Origin of the sequence: Allobosea sp. RAF48 (assembly GCF_052114025.1) — a bacterium.
Classification (GTDB): domain Bacteria; phylum Pseudomonadota; class Alphaproteobacteria; order Rhizobiales; family Beijerinckiaceae; genus Allobosea.
Genome location: NZ_JBFRDZ010000008.1, coordinates 227,883 through 243,977, shown reverse-complemented (window position 1 = coordinate 243,977; position 16,095 = coordinate 227,883). Strand labels below are relative to the sequence as shown.

Genomic DNA, 16,095 nt, shown 5'->3' with positions numbered 1-16,095 from the left:
GTCGAGAAGGTCGTCGCGCATCTCAAGACGCAAGGCCGGCYGCAATATCTCGACGCCGTCACCTCCGAGGAGGAGGAAGGCGCAGAGGACGAGGACGGCGCCGTGTTCGACAAGACCGGCATGGGTTCGGTCGACAGCGACGACCCGTATGAGCAGGCGGTCGCCGTCGTACTGCGCGACAAGAAGGCCTCGACCTCCTACATCCAGCGCCGCCTCCAGATCGGCTACAACCGCGCCGCCTCCATCATGGAGCGCATGGAGAACGAGGGCATCGTCGGTCCCGCAAACCACGCCGGAAAGCGCGAGATCCTGGTTGATGGCGCGCGCCCGCCGCGCGACGAGGAAGAGTGACCCGGCAGCGCCGACCAGCGCTTACGAAGCGGTCTCGTAGCGGTCGTGGTGACGCCACCACGGCCCGTTCTCCTCGTTACGGCCCTTCGGGGCGCGGTCGAGCCAGGCATACATCGCCCAGATGCCGTCCACGCCGCGCGAATAGGCGGAGTAGGTATGGTAGATCGCGCCATCCTCGCGGATGAAGGCGCTCATCCCAGGGCGCTCGCGATGATAGGTCGGGACATCGGTGCCAGCCATCTCAGCGAAGCTACGCTCGACAGCGTTGCCGCCCGAACGCCGCTCGAATTTCGGCTGGTGCCGAAAGTTGTAGTCGATTCCCGTGGTGCGCTCCTGCTCCTCGGTGAAAGAGACGTTGAAGTCGAAATTGAAGTCGCTGTCGCCTGACGAGGCCCAGGGGAAGCTCCAGCCCATCCGCTCGCGGAAGGCGAGGAGCTTGGCAAGCGGCGCCCGCGACACGGCCCAGAGCATCACGTCGTGATGGGCGAGATGCGTCGCACAGCCGTTGAACCCGTCCGCGATCGCCGAGCAGGACGGGCAGCCCGCCTCATAGTCCGGGCCGAACATGAAATGGTAGACGAGAAGCTGCGAGCGCCCACGGAAGAGGTCGGCTAGCGACGCCTCGCCTTGGTCGGTCTCGAACCTATAATCCCGGTCGATCCTGACCCAGGGCAGGGCCTGTCGCCGCTGCGCCAGCGCGTCGCCTTGGCGCGTATACGCCTTCTCCGCCTCAAGCAGAGCGATCCGTGCCGCCAGCCATTCCTCGCGCGTTCCGATACGATGTGTTGTCATCGCGCTTCGCTCCTGTCGCCGGATGTCCCGCGCCGCTCGCTGCGGCGCGCTGATCGGTGCTACTGCGGAGAGAACGCGGGAAGGGAGTGACAAGTTTGGCGGGATTCGCATGGACTCGCTGATCACCGCCGCGGCGCGGGCCCTTGCCTCGGGCGACCCGCTGGGCGCCCTGAACCGCGTCGCCCTGCGCGAAGACCCGCCTGCGCTGGCCCTGCGCGGCATCGCCATGGCGCAGCTCGGCGATTTTCCGCGGGCCAAGCTTCTGCTGCGCCGCGCCGCGCGGGGCTTCGGCCCGCGCGAGGTTGTCGCGCGGGCCCGCTGCGTGGTCGCGGAGGCCGAGATCGCCCTGGCCTCGCGCGATCTCGTTTGGCAGCCGCGGCGACTTTCGGGAGCGGCGGCGGTGCTTGAGACCCATGGCGACCGCGTCAATGCTGCCCATGCACGCTATCTCGATATCCGCCACCTCGTGCTGATCGGTCGGCTCGACGCGGCGGAGCAGGCGCTGGCGGAGATGGACTCCGCGCTGCTGCCGCCGGCGCTCCAGGCCGTGCACGGCCTCGCGGCCGCAGGCATCGCCCTGCGCAGGCTGCGCGCCAGCGCAGCGCGGGAAGCTCTCAGCACCGCGCGCGACGCGGCACGGCGTGGCGGCATTGCCGCCCTGGCGGCCGAGGTGGACGGCGCGTTTGCCGCCTTGGAGGCGCCGGCGGCGCGGCTGATCGCAGGAGGAGCGGAACGTATCCTGCTCCTCGACGACATCGAAGCTCTGCAAGGCTCGGCCGCATTCGTCGTCGATGCCTGCCGATATGTGGTGCGCGACGCTCGGGCCGCGGTCTCTCTGGCGACGCGCCCAGTGCTCTTCGCCCTGGCGCGAGCGCTCGCGCAGGCCTGGCCCTCCGATGCGTCGCGCGAGGTGCTGATCGCACGGGCCTTCGGGTCCCGGTTCGCGGATGAATCGCATCGCGCCCGGCTGCGCGTCGAGATCGGGCGGTTGCGCGCGGCGCTGCGGCCCATCGCAAGGCTGGCTGCCACGCGGGACGGCTTTGCGATGACGCCGCACCGTGCCGCCGAGGTGGTCGTATTGGCGCGCCCCGTCGAGGAGAAGCACGCGGCGGTGCTCGCCTTTCTCGCAGATGGCGAGAGCTGGTCGAGTTCGGCACTCGCACTGGCTCTCGGTGCCAGCCAGCGCAATGTCCAGCGCGCGCTCGAAGAGCTGGCTTCGGCCGGCAAGGTGCAGTCCTACGGGCAGGCGCGGGCACGGCGCTGGACGATGCCGGCCATCCCCGGTTTCGCGACGAGCTTGTTACTCACGGCGCCCTGGCGCGGTGGCTAGGGTCGAACCGTCAACATCCTTCTGGAGCAGAACCATGACGGTATCCAAGGCAGAGATCATCCGCGAATACGGCCCGTTTCCGGGCGTCGACAAGGTCCATGGCGTGAGCTTCGATGGCGAGCGCGTCTGGTTCGCCTCCGGCGACCGGTTGAATGCCCTCGATCCCGCGAGCGGGAAGGTGGAGCGCGCACTCGACGTGTCCGCCCATGCCGGAACGGCCTTCGACGGCCGTCACCTGTTCCAGATCGCCGAGGATCGCATCCAGAAGATCGATCCGCGCACGGGAACCGTGCTTTCGACGATCCCGGCGCCCGGCGGCGGCGGTGATTCAGGCCTGGCCTGGGCCGAGGGCGCGCTCTGGGTCGGCCAGTACCGGGATCGCAAGATCCACCAGATCGACCCGGAGACCGGCAAGACGCTGCGCACCATCGAATCCAACCGTTTCGTCACCGGTGTCACCTGGGTCGACGGCGAGCTCTGGCACGGAACCTGGGAAGGCGAGGAGAGCGAGCTGCGCCGGATCGACCCGGCGACGGGCGAGGTGCTGGACAGCCTCGCCATGCCTGCGGGCGAGGGCGTGTCGGGCATGGAGTCGAACGGCGACGACCTCTTCTTCTGCGGTGCGCCCGGGAAGGGCACGGTTCGTGCCGTCCGCCGGCCGAAGCGGAATTGAGACCTCCTCAGCCGGGAGGGAGCCTGCGGCGCGCGATGGCGGCGTGATAGCGCGCGCCATGGATCAGCCCGCCATCGTCGAAGTCGTAGCGAGGATTGTGCAGCGGCGCGGAATCCTCGCCGTTCCCGACATAGGCGAAGCAACCCGGCACATGATCGAGGAAGCGGGCGAAATCTTCCGACCCGGTCATCGGCTCGCGCGCGACGGAGACGTTGCCATCGTCGAACACCGTGCGCGCAGCTGCGAAGGCCTCCTGAACCATCGTCTCGTCGTTCACCAGCGGCACGAATTCGCGGGTGTAGTGCAGCTCGGCGCTGAGATTGTAGCTCTGTGCCGTGCCCTGCGCGATGATCCCCATCTGCCGCTCGATCTCGGCGCTGACCTCGGGGCGGAAACTGCGGGCGTCGCCGAGGATGCGCGCGGTGCCAGGCAGGACATTGCGGGTGCCGTCGGTGAGCAGCTCCGTCACCGAGACCACGGCGATATCCGCCGGGCTCAGACGCCGCGAGACGATGGTCTGCAGGCTGGTGACGAGCGCGCAGGCCGCGACCAGAACCTCGTTGCCGGAATGCGGCCTTGCGGCGTGCCCGCCCACGCCCTTCAGCACGATCTCGAAATTGTCCTCCGCCGACATGAACGGCCCGACGCGGGTCTGGAACTGCCCGATGGCGAGGCCCGGCATGTTGTGCAGGCCGTGGACCTCGTCGAAGGGGAAGCGCTCCATCAGGCCGTCGGCGATCATGGCGAGCGCGCCCTTGCCCCATTCTTCCGCCGGCTGGAACAGGAAGCGCACCGTACCGTCGAAGCCGCCTTCGGCTGCGAGCAGCTTGGCCGCGCCGAGCAGCATCGTCGTGTGCCCGTCATGGCCGCAGGCATGCATCACGCCGGGCGTCTGCGAACGATACGGGTGATCGCCCTGCTCGTTGATGCGCAGTGCATCCATGTCGGCACGCAGCGCGACCGCGCGGTTGCCGCTGCCGCGTTTCAGCGTACCGACGACGCCGGTGCCGCCTACGCCTTCGACCACCTCGTCGAGCCCGAACTCGCGCAGCTTCGCGGCGACGAACGCGGCCGTCCCCGCCTCCTCGAAGCCGAATTCGGGATGGGCATGCAGATGCCGCCGCCATGACGTCATCTCGGCCTGGAGTGCATCAAGATCGAGTTCAGGCATGGTCGCGGCCCCGCTGGTCTGTCGGCCATATGGATAGGGCAGGCGGCGCGAAAGAGGCGCTGCAATCCGGCACGCGGGATGCAAGTTTGTTGCGCCTCCGTCAGCGTGCTCCGGCGGCCTCGGTCAACCAGCTGCGCACGGCTGCGACCGGCTCCGGGTGCCGGGCGCGGCGCGGCGACAGGATGTAGAAGCCGGCCTCGATCGGCAGCTCGGCGCCGAAGAGTGAGACGAGCCGTCCGCGCGCGAGATCGTCATCGACGAGGAAGCGGCTCGTCAGCGCCAGGCCCTGGCCGGCGATGGCGGCGTCGAGCGCGAGCGCTGTCTGGTTGAAGCGGATGTTCTGGACTGGCTTCGGCGCGGCGCCGGGGAAAACGGCCTCCAGAAACGCCGGCCAGAAATCATGACCGTCGTGCAGCAACGGGTAGCGCGCGAAGGTGCTCGGCTCTGCGGGATCGCCGAGCTTCTCCAGCAGGAGCGGGCTGCCGACCGCGATGATCCTCTGTTCGTAGAGCAGCTCGGCGTTGAGCCCCGCTCCGAAGGGCGGCCGCCCGAGCCGGATGGCCAGATCGACCGCATCCGTTCGGAAATCGGAGAGGCGGTCGGTGGCGACGATGCGCAGATCGATGCCGGGATGGGCGGCGGTGAAATCCGGCAGGCGCGGGATGAGCCAGCGCGAGGCGAAGCTCGGCGTCACGCTGATGGTCAGATGCAACGGTGCGGGCCTGAGTTCCGCGGTTGCGTCCGAGATCAGCTCGAAGGCCCGGCGGACGGAGCCGACGTAGCTGCGCCCGGCCTCCGTGGGCGCAAGCGTCCGCGGCAGCCGCTCGAAGAGCTTGAGGCCGAGCTCCGTTTCGAGCTGACGGATCTGCTGGGCGACGGCGCCTTGGGTTACGCCCAGTTCCTCTGCAGCCAGGCGGAAGTTGAGGTGGCGTGAGGCGACCTCGAAGACGCGCAGGCCGTTGAGCGAGGGCAGGCGATGGACGCGGCCGGTCATGCGATAGTTTTTCTACAGGCCGATGCGGGTGAAACTGGTTCGTCAGGCCGGGTTGGGAGTGATAGGAAAGTCGTTTAGCCCTGGAGTGCGCCGCCCGATAGTGCGGCGCAGTGGCGATGGAGACAAGCATGGCGACAGAAAAAGTGGCTCTCGTCACCGCAGGCGGCAGCGGCATGGGCGCCGCCGCGGCGAAACGTCTGGCGGCGGACGGCTTCCGGGTCGCGATCCTGTCTTCGTCCGGCAAGGGCGAAGCGCTGGCGCAGGAACTTGGGGGGATCGGCGTGACCGGCTCCAACCAGTCGAACGACGATCTGCGCCGGCTCGTCGATCTCGCGATGGAGCGCTGGGGGCGCATCGACGCTCTCGTCAACAGTGCCGGCCACGGGCCGCGTGCTCCGATCCTCGAGATCACCGACGAGGACTGGCATCGCGGGCTCGACGTCTATCTGATGAATGTCATCCGCCCGGTGCGGCTGGTGGCGCCGATCATGCAGGCACAGAAGGCCGGTGCGATCGTCAACATCTCGACGGCTTGGGCTTTCGAGCCGAGCGCGATGTTCCCGACCTCGGCCGTATTCCGGGCCGGGCTGGCGTCCTTCACCAAGATATTCGTCGACACTTATGCGGCCGACAACGTCCGCATGAACAACGTGCTGCCGGGCTGGATAGACAGCCTGCCTGCGACGGAGGAGCGGCGCCAGGGCGTGCCGATGCGGCGCTACGGGACGAGCGCCGAGATCGCCGGCACCATCGCCTTCCTGGTCTCGCCGGATGCCGGCTACATCACCGGCCAGAACCTGCGCGTCGACGGCGGCATCACCCGGTCGATCTGAGACCAAGCGGTTGCAAACCCGATACCGGGGCTGCGTCAGCTAGCCGCCATCGGCTGGCGTGGCCTCCGGGAACACCGCACGGTCCCGCCCGCCGTTCTTCGCGCGAAACAGTGCGAGATCGGCTGCGTTGACGAGGCCGCCCGGGCCAGCTTCGCCGTTCGGCCAGGCGGTCGCCACGCCGACGCTGATCGTCACTCGCCCCGCGCCATGAGGGATGTTCAGGTCGCGCACGCCCTGGACCATGCCCTCCGCTACATGGGCGGCGCCTTCGGCCGACACATCGGTCAGGATCACGACGAACTCCTCGCCGCCGAAACGGGCGGCGAGATCGGTCGCGCGACAAGCGCCGTTCTGGATCACGCCCGCCACCTGTTTCAGCACGTCGTCGCCGGCGAGATGGCCATAGGCGTCGTTGTAGCGCTTGAAGTGATCGACATCGATCATCAGCACCGAGAGCGGGCTGCCGGTCCGAACGCCGCGTTTCCACTCCGCAGCGAGATACTCGTCGAAATAGCGGCGGTTGCCGAGCCCGGTCAGCCCGTCGATCCGTGTCAGGCGCTCAAGCTCGAGATTGGCGCGCATGAGCTCGCGCTGGCTCTCGCGCAGCGCGCGGTATGCTTCGTCGCGCTGGAGGTGATCGATATAGGCCCGGGTGTGGTAGCGGATGCGCGCGATCAGCTCGATCGTGTCCGGCAGTTTCACCAGATAGTCGTTGGCGCCGGCCTGGAAGGCCTCGCTCTTGATAGCCGGATCTTCCTTGGTCGAGAGCACGATGACCGGCACGCTGTGGAGCGCAGGGTGCTTGCGATAGCGCCGCACCAGATCGAGCCCATCCACGCCGGGCATCACCAGATCCTGCAGGATGACGGTCGGCTTGACGCGCTGGGCGACCTCGATCGCTTCCAGCGGGTCGGTGCAGTAGTGGAAGTCCACGTCGTCATGATGCGTCAGCGCCCGCCGGACGGCCTCGCAGACCATGACCTGATCGTCCACGAGCAGCACCATCGCCAGATAATTGTCGGCGGGGAGGGGGGCCTCGGGTGCGGATCGGTTTGGTTCGCCTGCCATGATGGACCTTTTAGAGAGCCGGCTTGCCACAGACCTCGACGAGGCGCGGCGCGATCGCGGTCAGGGGCAGAATTTCCGAGGCGGCGCCGATGGCCGCAGCTGCCTTGGGCATGCCGTAGACGGCGCTGGTCGCTTGATCCTGCGCGATTGTCAAATGGTGCTTGTCGCGCAGGAGCTTCAATCCGCGCGCGCCGTCCCGCCCCATGCCGGTGAGCAGCACGCCGACCGCGCTGCCGCGCCATTGCTGTGCGACACTCTCGAAGAAGGCATCGACCGAGGGGCGGTAGGCATAGTCGCGCGGCTCCGCCCGATAGCCGAGCTCGTCCGCCGACGTGAAGACGAGATGGTCGCCGCTTGCCGCGATCAGCACGCTGCCAGGCACTGGCCGGTCGCCTTCCAGGGCAGGGCGCGTCCTGATCCCGCTCTGCTGTTCGAGCCAGCTTGCGAAACCCGGCACGAATTGCGCGTCGAGATGCTGGACGAGGACGATGGCCGGCGAAAAGCCCCGCGGCAGCCCGGTGAGCAGAGCGGCGACGGCGGCGGGGCCGCCGGCGGAGGCTCCGATGGCGACGAGCTGCCGCGTCGAGGTGCTGCGCGGAGCTGGCGGGCGGGGTCTGGGTGCCGTTTGCGGCATGTCGCCGGCGAGGCGGGCGACCGCCGCCATGCGCGCCAGTAGCGCGCCGCCCGAGGCGGAGGCGGCGCCATTCGCGCCGACGACGGGGATGTCGACGGCGTCGAGCGCGCCGTAGCCCATCGCATCGTAGACGCCGGAGACATTGGCATCCACGCTGGCGGTGACGAGCAGGATCGGGCAGGGGGTCTCGGCCATGATCCGCCGGGTGGCTTCGACGCCGTCCATGACCGGCATGTTCAGGTCCATCAGGATGAGATCGGGGCGGTCGCGCCGGGTGGCCTCCACGGCCTCCGATCCGTCGATGGCGACCCAGGCGACCTTGTGCTCGGCGGTCGAGGTCACGATCCGCCGCAGGACTTCGACGGCCATCGGCAGATCGTTGACCAGGCCGACTCTCATGGGAGATCCTTCATCGGGGCGCTCAACCTCATGGCTCGCCGATGAGATCTTCGACGGCGTGGAGCAAAGTCTCGTCGTGGAAGCTGCTCTTGGTCAAATAGTAATCGGCGCCGGCATCGAGGCCACGGCGCCGGTCCTCCTCGCGATCCTTGTAGGAGACGATCATCACCGGGATGTTCCGCAGGCCGTTGTCCTTCTTGAGCAGGGTCACGAGCTCGATTCCATCCATGCGGGGCATGTCGATATCGGTCACGACGAGGTCGAACGAGCCCGACCGGACGGCATTCCAGCCATCCATCCCGTCGACCGCGACCTCGACCTCGAAGCCGCGATGGGAAAGCAGCTTCCGCTCCAGCTCGCGCACGGTGAGCGAATCGTCGACGACGAGGATGCGCTTGCGCCGCTTCTGCGTGGCGCGTTCCGCCCGGTGCTCCAGCGGCTTCAGGCGACCGCTCGAGACCAGCTTCTCCATCGAGCGGATCAGATCCTCGACGTCGAGAATCAGCACGGGGGAACCATCCTCCATCAGGGCGGCGGCGCTCACGTCCTTGACCTTGGCCAGCCGTGGATCGAGCGGACGCACCACGAGTTCGTGCTCGCCGAGGAAACGATCGACAATCATGGCATAGACGTCGTTGCCCTGGCCGACGACGACGGCCGCGAGTTCGGCCCCGGCCGAGCTGGGCTCGCCGTGACCGAGAACCTCATGCGCGGTGACGAGCCCGACCTGCCGGTCGTCGAATTGGAAATGCGGTCTGCCTTCAAGCGAGGCGATCCTTTCCAGCGGCAGTCGCAGCGCCCGCGTGATCGCGGCAAGGGGGAGGGCGTACGGCTCCCCGGCGATCTCGACGAGCAAGGCCCGGATGACCGACAGCGTCAGCGGCAGTTGCAGCTGAAAGCGGGTGCCTTGGCCGAGCCGCGAGGTGATCTCGACCTGTCCGCGTGTCTGGCGCACCATCGCCTGGACGGCGTCGAGGCCGACCCCGCGCCCTGAGATGTCGCTGATCGTCGGTTTCATCGAGAAGCCGGGCAGGAAGAGAAATTCCAGCAGCTCCGCCTCGCTGAGATCATGCACGGTTTCGGCCGTGGTGAAGCCACRCTCGAGCGTTGCCTGCCGCAATGCATCGAGATCGATGCCGCGGCCGTCATCCGAGACGATGATCTGCAGGAGCCCGGCATGGTGCCGTGCTTCGAGGCGGATGACGCCTTCGGCCGGCTTGCCGGCTGCGCGCCGTTCCTCGGGTGTTTCGAGTCCATGATCGACCGCGTTGCGCAGCAGGTGGCCGAGCGGGGCGTCGAGCTGCTCGAGAATATCGCGATCGATGCTCGTCGTGCCGCCGACGATGTCGAGCCGGGCCGTCTTGCCGAGCGCCCGCCCGATGTCCCGGACAGTGCGGGAGAAATGCCGGACGCCGTCGTCGAAGGGCCGCATGCGGCTTGCCAGCGTCTCGTCGTAGAGCCGGCTGGCCAGATCGGTGGCCTGCCGGTCGACGGCGTCGAACTCGTCCAGTCGCTCGCTCAGGATCGCCTGGCTAGCCTGGAGCCTGATCTGCACGGCCTCCAGCGCCTGCAGCGCATGCGGGTCGGTCGTCGCTGCCGGCAACGCGGTGTGGAGGGCGTCGACGCTCCGGGCGAGCTCGGCCTGCGCTCGCCGCAGCCTCAGAAGCCCATCGTTGAAAGGCCGCAGACGCCGGGATGCCATCAACGACTCGCCGGCAAGGCCGAGCAGGCGATTGAGGCTCTCCGCCGTGACCCGGACCATGCGGCCGCCATGCCCGTCGCCGTACGGGGCTGCCGGGCCCGCCTCGGCAGAAGTCGCCAGCGTGCTGCTTTCGGCGAGCGGGGCGGTATTCTGTTCGGGTGCCGGTTCGGCGCTCCCGGGGGCCTCCGGCACACCGCCCTTGGAAGCCTGCTGAAGCGCCCCAATGAAGCGGTCGATCCGCCGCTCCGCTTCGGCCGCATCGGGGGCCTCGTCGGAGGACAGGGCTGTCAGGAGATCGATGCCCTTGAGCAGGGTATCGATATGGGCGTGGTTCAGTCGCAGCTTTCCGTGCTGCGCTGCGACCAGGCACTCCTCCATCTCATGGGCGACCCGCACGGCCGGGGTCAGATCGATGATCCGCGCTGCGCCCTTGAGCGAATGCGCAGCCCGCATGCAGGCTTCCAGATGCGTGGCCGCCACCGGGTCACGCTCCAGCGCCAGAAGCCCGGTCGTCAGCGCCTGAGACTGCGCGGAGAGCTCGGCGCGGAACAGCTCGAGCAGGGAGAATTCGCTGAAATCCTCGCCGCTCATGCGATGCTCCGGTCGATCAACCCGGCCAGCCGTTCGTCATGGAGACAGCCCACCGCCCGGCCATTCCAGGCGATCACGCCCGCGACGGCGCTCGCGGCGGCCTTGCCGATGGTGGCGGGGGCGGTACCCAGCTCGTTCCGGTCGAAGCTGTGGAGCCCGTGGACCTCGTCGACCTCGAAGGCCGAGCGCGGGCCTTCCGCACCGACCACAATGAGGCGGCGGAAGGCCGTGATCCGCTCGCTCGTCCGGGGCACCGCGTCGGCATCGATCCCAAGCAGTTCGGACAGGGCGACGCAGACGAGCAATTCGCCACGAACGTTGACGATGCCGCGAACGGCGGTGCTGCGGCGGTGGGGCAGGGAATGGATCGGGCGCGGCTCGGCGATCTCCTGACAGGCGGCGGCCGGCAGGGCGAGCCACTCCGCCCCGAGCCTGAAGATCAGGACGGTCTCAAGCGTGTCCTGGTTCGCGCCCTTGCTCGCCGGTTTGGCGAAGAAGCGGGTCCATTCCTCGCGGTAACCCTGCGGCACCGTCCTGTCGAGCAGTTGGCGGGCAATCTGCGCGTGGGTCGGACAGTTGCGGCAATGCAGATGCGTCTCGAGCTGGGGACAGGACTGGTCGCCCCGGACACCGATCTCTCGCCAGCATTCGTCGATGCCGCTCGCGGGCTCCGGCGTCATGTCGACTGCGACGGACATCAGGTTCCGCTCCTCTTCGTCAGCCGGTCGAGCCGGTTGGCCAGCGCCCTGGCGCCCGCCTCATCGCCGCGGCGTTGCAGCAGCAGCTTGAGATGCGCCAGCGCCTGGCTGTGGTCCGGCGCGAGGTAGAGAGCCTTGCGATAGTTGCCCGCGGCGGCCTCCTCGGCGTTGTCGGCGTCCTGGGCGAGGCCGAGCAGGTAGAAGACCTGAGCCGACGGGCCGAACGCGGCGATGTGGCGCTCCGCTGCGACTCGCGCTTCGGCCAGGCGTCCGGCGTTGGCGGCGTTCTCGATGGCGGCAAGGCCCGCAGCCTCGCCGTCGGGCGACGCGGTTGGGGCCTTCGATGCGGTCTGTGCCGGAGCCGCGAAGGGCCGATGCCTCGGCGGGGGGGCAACACTGGGGAGTGCGGAAACCGGCGGTTTGCGACGCGCTTGCAGCGCCGGCTCGGGGCGCGCCTTGGACTGGATGCTCGGCGGAGCGTCCGCCTTGGTAAAGGCGAATGCACGCGGCAGTCGTGCGCCCGTGAAGCCATGGAGGGAGGGCAGGCCGGATTCCCCAGGGCCGACGAGCAGCAACCCATTCGCGGTCAAGGCCTGACGGAGCACCGCAAGGGCGGCGGCCTGCGTCTCGCGATCGAAATAGATCAGCAGGTTGCGGCAGAAGATGATGTCGTAGACTTCGCGCCCGGGCGCATGCGCAGGATCGAGGACATTGCCGAGCGAAAAACGAACCTGCCGCCGCACGATCTCATGGGGCCGGAATTCGCTGCCGAGCGCTTCGAAATAGCGCGCTCGGAAGGCGAGGTCGCCGCCGCGGAAGGAGTTCCGCCCGTAGATCGCCCTCTCGGCCAGCAAGAGGTTACGGCTGCTGACGTCGATGGCGTCGATCGCGAAGTGCTTCGGCTCGAAGCCGGCATCGAACAGTGCCATTGCCATGGAGTAGGGCTCTTCGCCCGTCGAGCAGGGCAGGCTCAGCAGCCGGAGCGGGCGGTCCTCGCGTCGCAGCTCGCGCGCCTTTCGCGCCATCGCGACGAAGGCCTCGCGGTCCCGGAAGAACCAGGTCTCCGGCACGACGACGCAGTCGACCAGTTCCTGGCGCTCGCTCTCGTTCTCGGCGAAGTAGCGCCGATAGGTGTCGAGGTCGGGCTGCCCGCTAGCCGTCATGCGCCGCGCCAGGGCGTGACGGACGACGGAGGGGCCGACTGTCTCGATGCTCAGCCCGATCATCTCCTGAAGGATGCGCTCGAAGTCGCCGGTGGCCGCGCCCTTCTCCATCACGGCTCTGCCGTCAGCTGCCGGAACAGGATGTCGCGGATCTCCGGTGAAAGCAGCCCTTCCGCCCTGATCCACTGAATGAGGCCCCCCTCGTCGGCCGCGACCGGTCCGAGATAGGCCGGCGTCCCGGCCTCGATGCCGGAGGCGACGAAATCGGCGGGATCGCGTGCGACGGTCTCGATGGCCCGCTCGGCGATCAGCCCGAGGAGGCGACGCTCTCCCTGTTCGGTCGGATAGTGCAGCAGGATGATCCGGGTGCTCAGCACGGGCGCAGCCGGGCGGCCGAGCGCCAGGAGGGAGAGATCGATCAGCGGCACGGGTGTGCCGCGGTAGCTGATCGCGCCCGCGACACCGGCCGGGGCAGCCGGGATCTGCTTCACGGCGAGCAGCGGCAGCACGGCCTCGACCTGCGCGGTATCGAGCACGTAGCGATCCTGCCCGAGCTGGAACATGAGGAACAGCATCGGTCGCTCCCGCACCAGTTTTCGTCACGCACGCAGCTTGAAGCGCGAGATGCTGCCACGCAGCCCGCTCGACACCTGGTTCAGCTCGTCGATCGCAAGAGTGGATTGCTGCAGGGATTCGACGGTCTGCTGCGCGGCTTCGCTGAGCTGCGCCAGCGCCTCGCTGATCTGGCCCGCACCGGTCGCCTGTGCCTGCATGCCTTCGTTCGCCACTTCGAAACGCGGCACCAGCCCCTGCACCTGTTCGATGATCTCCGACAGCTGTCCGCCGACCTGCTGGACATCCTGCATGCCGCGCCGGACCTCCTCGGAGAACTTGTCCATGCCCATCACGCCGGCGGCGACGGCCGACTGGATGTCCTTGACGATCTGCTCGATGTCGTAGGTCGAGACGGCGGTCTGGTCGGCGAGGCGGCGGATTTCGGTCGCCACGACGGCGAACCCGCGCCCGTACTGCCCGGCCTTCTCCGCCTCGATGGCCGCATTGAGCGACAGCAGGTTGGTCTGGTCGGCGACCTTGGTGATGGTGGTGACGACCTGATTGATGTTGCCGGCCTTCTCGCTGAGGATCGCGAGCTTGGCGTTGATCGCGCCGGCCGCTTCCATCACCTGCTGCATCGTGGTTTCCATCCGCGCGAGGCCCGCCTGGCCGCCGCCGGCGAGCGTGGCGGTCTGCTCGGCCACTGCCGAAACCTCGTCCATGGTGCGCACCAGCTCGTTCGACGTCGCCGAAATTTCCTTGGACGTCGCGCCGATCTCCGTCGTGGTCGCGGCGATCTCGCTGGCGGTCGCCTGCTGCTCCTTCGATGTCGCGGCGACTTCGGTGATCGAGGTGTTGACCTGGATACTCGACTTCTGGATCTGGCCGATCAGTCCGGCGAGGTCGTCGGCCATGGCGTTGACGCCATCCGCCAGCGTGCTGAACTCGTCGCGCCGGTCCAGTTCGAGCCTTTCGCTGAAATCGCCCCGCCGCATCACATCGACGATGCCCAGCAACCTGCCGAGCGGAATGGTGATCGCCCTGAACAGCAGGTAGCCGCAGAGGATCGCGAGGCCCAGCGCGACGACGAAGGCGACGAGCAACCCGAACTCGGCGGCGCGGACGATGCGGACGATGCTGCGGGTCGAGTCGTCTGCCTCGGCCTTGTTGAATTCCATCATGCTCTGGAAGGCGCTGCCGAGCCGCACCGCGAGCGGCTCGATCTGGTCCTTCACCATCGTGCTCTGATCGATCGCCTGCCCATTGGTGGCCGCGAGCTTTGAGGCCGCGAGCATCGCGTCCTCGATCGGCACATATTGCTCGAACAGCCGCACCGCCTCGGCGTAGTTCTTGCGATCCTCGTCGGAGTCGATGGTGGGTTGATACGCTTTCAGCAGGGAGCGCACCTTCTCCCTGCTCGCGAGGATGGCATCGCTCGCGCGGGTCCTTTCCGCCGCCGTGTCCGAAAGCTGGAATTCGCGGATGAGGCCGCGGGCTCCGGTCCAGGCCGTGGTCAACTGCGCGCTGTAATAAAGACCGGGCACCGTGTTGGTCTCGACGGTCAGCGCCTCGCGCTCGGTCTGCAGGAACCAGACATAGCTGAGCGCCGCGATGGCAGACATCACGGCCATCACTGCGGCGAAGCTGAGCAGGATACGGCGGCGTATCGTCAGGCTCTTCATGATTCAATCTCTCATCGAGGTGCAGTTGGGGCTCCCCGATCGCGCTTGCGCGGACGCGCGGACGGAACGCCCCGAAACATCGTTAGCGCGGAGTTATTTCCCGACTGTTGAAGAGCACCGCTACGATTCGAAGAACCGCCTTGGCGTCGAGTCGGCCGCTATTGCCGGCGTTCCCGCAGGAAATCGGCTGCCTGATAGCGCCAGTAGGTCAGCTGGACCGCGGCGGTGCCGAACGGGCCGCCGTTCCAGGCGAGGCCAAATGGAGCGAACAGCTTGAAGCGATCGCTCGCGCCCCGGATCGCCTCCGCGATGACGGTGCCGCCGACTGCCGTCGTGTTCATGCCGTGGCCGCCGAAGGCGGTGCAGTACCAGACGCCCGGACGGTACTGCCCGATCTGCGGCATCAGATGGCGCGCATAGGACATCAGGCCCGACCAGGCGAGCTCGACCTTGAGTTCCGAAAGCTGCGGATAGGTCGTGACCATCTCGCGCCGCAGGAGCGCGGCGATATCGCGCGGCTCGGTCGTGCGCGTGGTGATCCGGCCGCCCCAGAGGATGCGGGAGCCACCTTCGACGAGCCGGTAATAGTCGCCGGCGCGCCGGTCGTCGCCGACGCCCGCGCTGGTGCGGATAGCCTCGCGGATCCGCTCCGGCGCCGCCTCGGTCAGCAGAACATAGGTCGCGATCGGCAGAAAGGCGCGCTTTAGCGGCGCGAACAGGCCGCCGGTATAGCCGCCCGTCGTGAAGAGAACCTGCTCGGCCTCGATGGTTGCCTGCGCCGTGCGCAAGCGCTTCACAGGCCCTTCCAGCTCGCAGGACAGGACCGGCGAGCCCTCATGGATTGCGCCGCCGAGCCGCGTGATCTCGCGGGCGAGGCCGCGGGCATAGTTGAGCGGATGAAAGTGGAAGGCGTCGTCGTCGGCGATCGCCGCGTGGTATTTCGGCGAGCGCAGCAGCGCGCGCGTCTCCTCCCGGTCGAGATAGCGCAGATTGCGGCCGAACCGCTTTTTCTGCGCGTCGCGCTCCTTTTGTAGCGCCGCGCCGCCATCGTAGCGCACCACCCGCATGATGCCGGGCGAGGGCGCTGCATCGTCGATGCCGAGGCTTTCGATGTTGCGCCGGACGATGCCGACGCCTTCGAGCGTGAGCCGATAGAGTTCCTCGGCCTGCTCGCGCCCCGCCTGGCGTTCGATGGCCGAGAGCGAGGTCGCATAGCCGGCGCTGACGAAGCCGCCATTGCGTCCCGAAGCGCCCCAGGCGACACGCTGCGCCTCCAGCAGCACGACCGAGCGGCCGGACCGTGCCAGTTCGAGCGCGGCGGTCAGTCCTGCCAGTCCGCCACCGACGATGCAGATCTCCGCTTTGATCTGCCCCTCGGCAGGCGGGTAGCCGTCCGCCGAAGCGAGGGTACGGCGGTAGTAGGTATCGATATAGGAGGGGGGCATCAGGGCTCGCGGCA

General features: G+C 68.0%; 15 protein-coding genes. 4 read left to right on the top strand and 11 right to left on the bottom strand.

The genetic code is table 11. From position 1 onward, the window contains the following. On the top strand, positions 1-351 hold a 351-nt coding region (locus AB4Z10_RS17130; RefSeq protein WP_441471581.1), incomplete at its 5' end, for a DNA translocase FtsK. Between the two features lie 21 nt (positions 352-372). On the opposite strand, the gene AB4Z10_RS17125 is transcribed toward AB4Z10_RS17130, so the two are convergent. Further along, the gene (locus AB4Z10_RS17125; RefSeq protein ID WP_441471580.1) at positions 373-1,143 is read right to left on the bottom strand and encodes a DUF899 domain-containing protein; all 771 of its coding nucleotides are present in this window, start codon (positions 1,141-1,143) and stop codon (positions 373-375) included. A 109-nt stretch (positions 1,144-1,252) separates the two neighbouring features. Between AB4Z10_RS17125 and AB4Z10_RS17120 the strand changes: the two genes are divergently transcribed. Continuing rightward, complete coding sequence (locus AB4Z10_RS17120; RefSeq protein ID WP_441471579.1) at positions 1,253-2,473, top strand: helix-turn-helix domain-containing protein; 1,221 nt, start codon at positions 1,253-1,255, stop codon at positions 2,471-2,473. Between the two features lie 34 nt (positions 2,474-2,507). Beyond that, positions 2,508-3,146, top strand: a complete 639-nt coding sequence (locus AB4Z10_RS17115) for a Vgb family protein (RefSeq protein WP_441471578.1) — start codon at positions 2,508-2,510, stop codon at positions 3,144-3,146. Between the two features lie 7 nt (positions 3,147-3,153). Here the strand turns inward: AB4Z10_RS17115 and AB4Z10_RS17110 are convergent, their stop codons facing one another. Together AB4Z10_RS17110 and AB4Z10_RS17105 are read right to left on the bottom strand one after the other, a co-directional pair. Further along, positions 3,154-4,317 carry an amidohydrolase gene (locus AB4Z10_RS17110; RefSeq protein WP_441471577.1) on the bottom strand — a complete coding sequence of 388 codons (1,164 nt, stop codon included), beginning with the start codon at positions 4,315-4,317 and terminating at the stop codon, positions 3,154-3,156. Positions 4,318-4,417: 100 nt separating this feature from the next. Next, positions 4,418-5,311, bottom strand: a complete 894-nt coding sequence (locus AB4Z10_RS17105) for a LysR substrate-binding domain-containing protein (protein ID WP_441471576.1) — start codon at positions 5,309-5,311, stop codon at positions 4,418-4,420. A gap of 128 nt (positions 5,312-5,439) precedes the next feature. Here AB4Z10_RS17105 and AB4Z10_RS17100 point away from each other — a divergent pair, with 128 nt between their 5' ends. Further along, a complete protein-coding gene (locus AB4Z10_RS17100; RefSeq protein ID WP_441471575.1) occupies positions 5,440-6,144 on the top strand; it encodes an SDR family oxidoreductase in 705 nt (234 codons plus the stop codon). Positions 6,145-6,183: 39 nt separating this feature from the next. Here the strand turns inward: AB4Z10_RS17100 and AB4Z10_RS17095 are convergent, their stop codons facing one another. From AB4Z10_RS17095 to AB4Z10_RS17060, 8 genes are all read right to left on the bottom strand, one after another. Next, the gene (locus AB4Z10_RS17095; protein WP_441471574.1) at positions 6,184-7,212 is read right to left on the bottom strand and encodes a diguanylate cyclase; all 1,029 of its coding nucleotides are present in this window, start codon (positions 7,210-7,212) and stop codon (positions 6,184-6,186) included. A gap of 10 nt (positions 7,213-7,222) precedes the next feature. Beyond that, on the bottom strand, positions 7,223-8,245 hold the full coding sequence (gene cheB, locus AB4Z10_RS17090; RefSeq protein WP_441471573.1) for a chemotaxis response regulator protein-glutamate methylesterase: 1,023 nt from the start codon (positions 8,243-8,245) through the stop codon (positions 7,223-7,225). A 28-nt stretch (positions 8,246-8,273) separates the two neighbouring features. Continuing rightward, positions 8,274-10,538 carry a hybrid sensor histidine kinase/response regulator gene (locus AB4Z10_RS17085; protein ID WP_441471572.1) on the bottom strand — a complete coding sequence of 755 codons (2,265 nt, stop codon included), beginning with the start codon at positions 10,536-10,538 and terminating at the stop codon, positions 8,274-8,276. Next, entirely contained in the window at positions 10,535-11,236 is a 702-nt protein-coding gene (locus AB4Z10_RS17080; RefSeq protein WP_441471571.1) for a chemotaxis protein CheW, read from the bottom strand. Before AB4Z10_RS17080 ends, AB4Z10_RS17085 begins: the two co-directional genes overlap by 4 nt. Beyond that, positions 11,236-12,510 carry a CheR family methyltransferase gene (locus AB4Z10_RS17075; RefSeq protein ID WP_441471570.1) on the bottom strand — a complete coding sequence of 425 codons (1,275 nt, stop codon included), beginning with the start codon at positions 12,508-12,510 and terminating at the stop codon, positions 11,236-11,238. Before AB4Z10_RS17075 ends, AB4Z10_RS17080 begins: the two co-directional genes overlap by 1 nt. Beyond that, positions 12,510-12,974: a chemotaxis protein CheW gene (locus tag AB4Z10_RS17070; RefSeq protein WP_441471569.1), complete on the bottom strand. Its 465-nt coding sequence runs from the start codon at positions 12,972-12,974 to the stop codon at positions 12,510-12,512. The genes AB4Z10_RS17075 and AB4Z10_RS17070 overlap by 1 nt, the downstream gene beginning before the upstream one ends. Before the next feature lie 24 nt (positions 12,975-12,998). After that, entirely contained in the window at positions 12,999-14,636 is a 1,638-nt protein-coding gene (locus AB4Z10_RS17065) for a methyl-accepting chemotaxis protein (protein ID WP_441471568.1), read from the bottom strand. 158 nt (positions 14,637-14,794) lie between these two features. Next, a complete protein-coding gene (locus AB4Z10_RS17060) occupies positions 14,795-16,081 on the bottom strand; it encodes an NAD(P)/FAD-dependent oxidoreductase (RefSeq protein ID WP_441471567.1) in 1,287 nt (428 codons plus the stop codon). Positions 16,082-16,095 lie beyond the last annotated feature (14 nt).

What these genes read in the sequence shown, in the direction of transcription:
- AB4Z10_RS17125 (WP_441471580.1), bottom strand. Translation starts at nt 1,143, where the DNA reads ATGACAACACATCGTATCGGAACGCGCGAGGAATGGCTGGCGGCACGG.
- AB4Z10_RS17120 (WP_441471579.1), top strand. Translation starts at nt 1,253, where the DNA reads ATGGACTCGCTGATCACCGCCGCGGCGCGGGCCCTTGCCTCGGGCGAC.
- AB4Z10_RS17115 (WP_441471578.1), top strand. Translation starts at nt 2,508, where the DNA reads ATGACGGTATCCAAGGCAGAGATCATCCGCGAATACGGCCCGTTTCCG.
- AB4Z10_RS17110 (WP_441471577.1), bottom strand. Translation starts at nt 4,317, where the DNA reads ATGCCTGAACTCGATCTTGATGCACTCCAGGCCGAGATGACGTCATGG.
- AB4Z10_RS17105 (WP_441471576.1), bottom strand. Translation starts at nt 5,311, where the DNA reads ATGACCGGCCGCGTCCATCGCCTGCCCTCGCTCAACGGCCTGCGCGTC.
- AB4Z10_RS17100 (WP_441471575.1), top strand. Translation starts at nt 5,440, where the DNA reads ATGGCGACAGAAAAAGTGGCTCTCGTCACCGCAGGCGGCAGCGGCATG.
- AB4Z10_RS17095 (WP_441471574.1), bottom strand. Translation starts at nt 7,212, where the DNA reads ATGGCAGGCGAACCAAACCGATCCGCACCCGAGGCCCCCCTCCCCGCC.
- cheB (WP_441471573.1), bottom strand. Translation starts at nt 8,245, where the DNA reads ATGAGAGTCGGCCTGGTCAACGATCTGCCGATGGCCGTCGAAGTCCTG.
- AB4Z10_RS17080 (WP_441471571.1), bottom strand. Translation starts at nt 11,236, where the DNA reads ATGTCCGTCGCAGTCGACATGACGCCGGAGCCCGCGAGCGGCATCGAC.
- AB4Z10_RS17075 (WP_441471570.1), bottom strand. Translation starts at nt 12,510, where the DNA reads ATGGAGAAGGGCGCGGCCACCGGCGACTTCGAGCGCATCCTTCAGGAG.
- AB4Z10_RS17070 (WP_441471569.1), bottom strand. Translation starts at nt 12,974, where the DNA reads ATGCTGTTCCTCATGTTCCAGCTCGGGCAGGATCGCTACGTGCTCGAT.
- AB4Z10_RS17065 (WP_441471568.1), bottom strand. Translation starts at nt 14,636, where the DNA reads ATGAAGAGCCTGACGATACGCCGCCGTATCCTGCTCAGCTTCGCCGCA.
- AB4Z10_RS17060 (WP_441471567.1), bottom strand. Translation starts at nt 16,081, where the DNA reads ATGCCCCCCTCCTATATCGATACCTACTACCGCCGTACCCTCGCTTCG.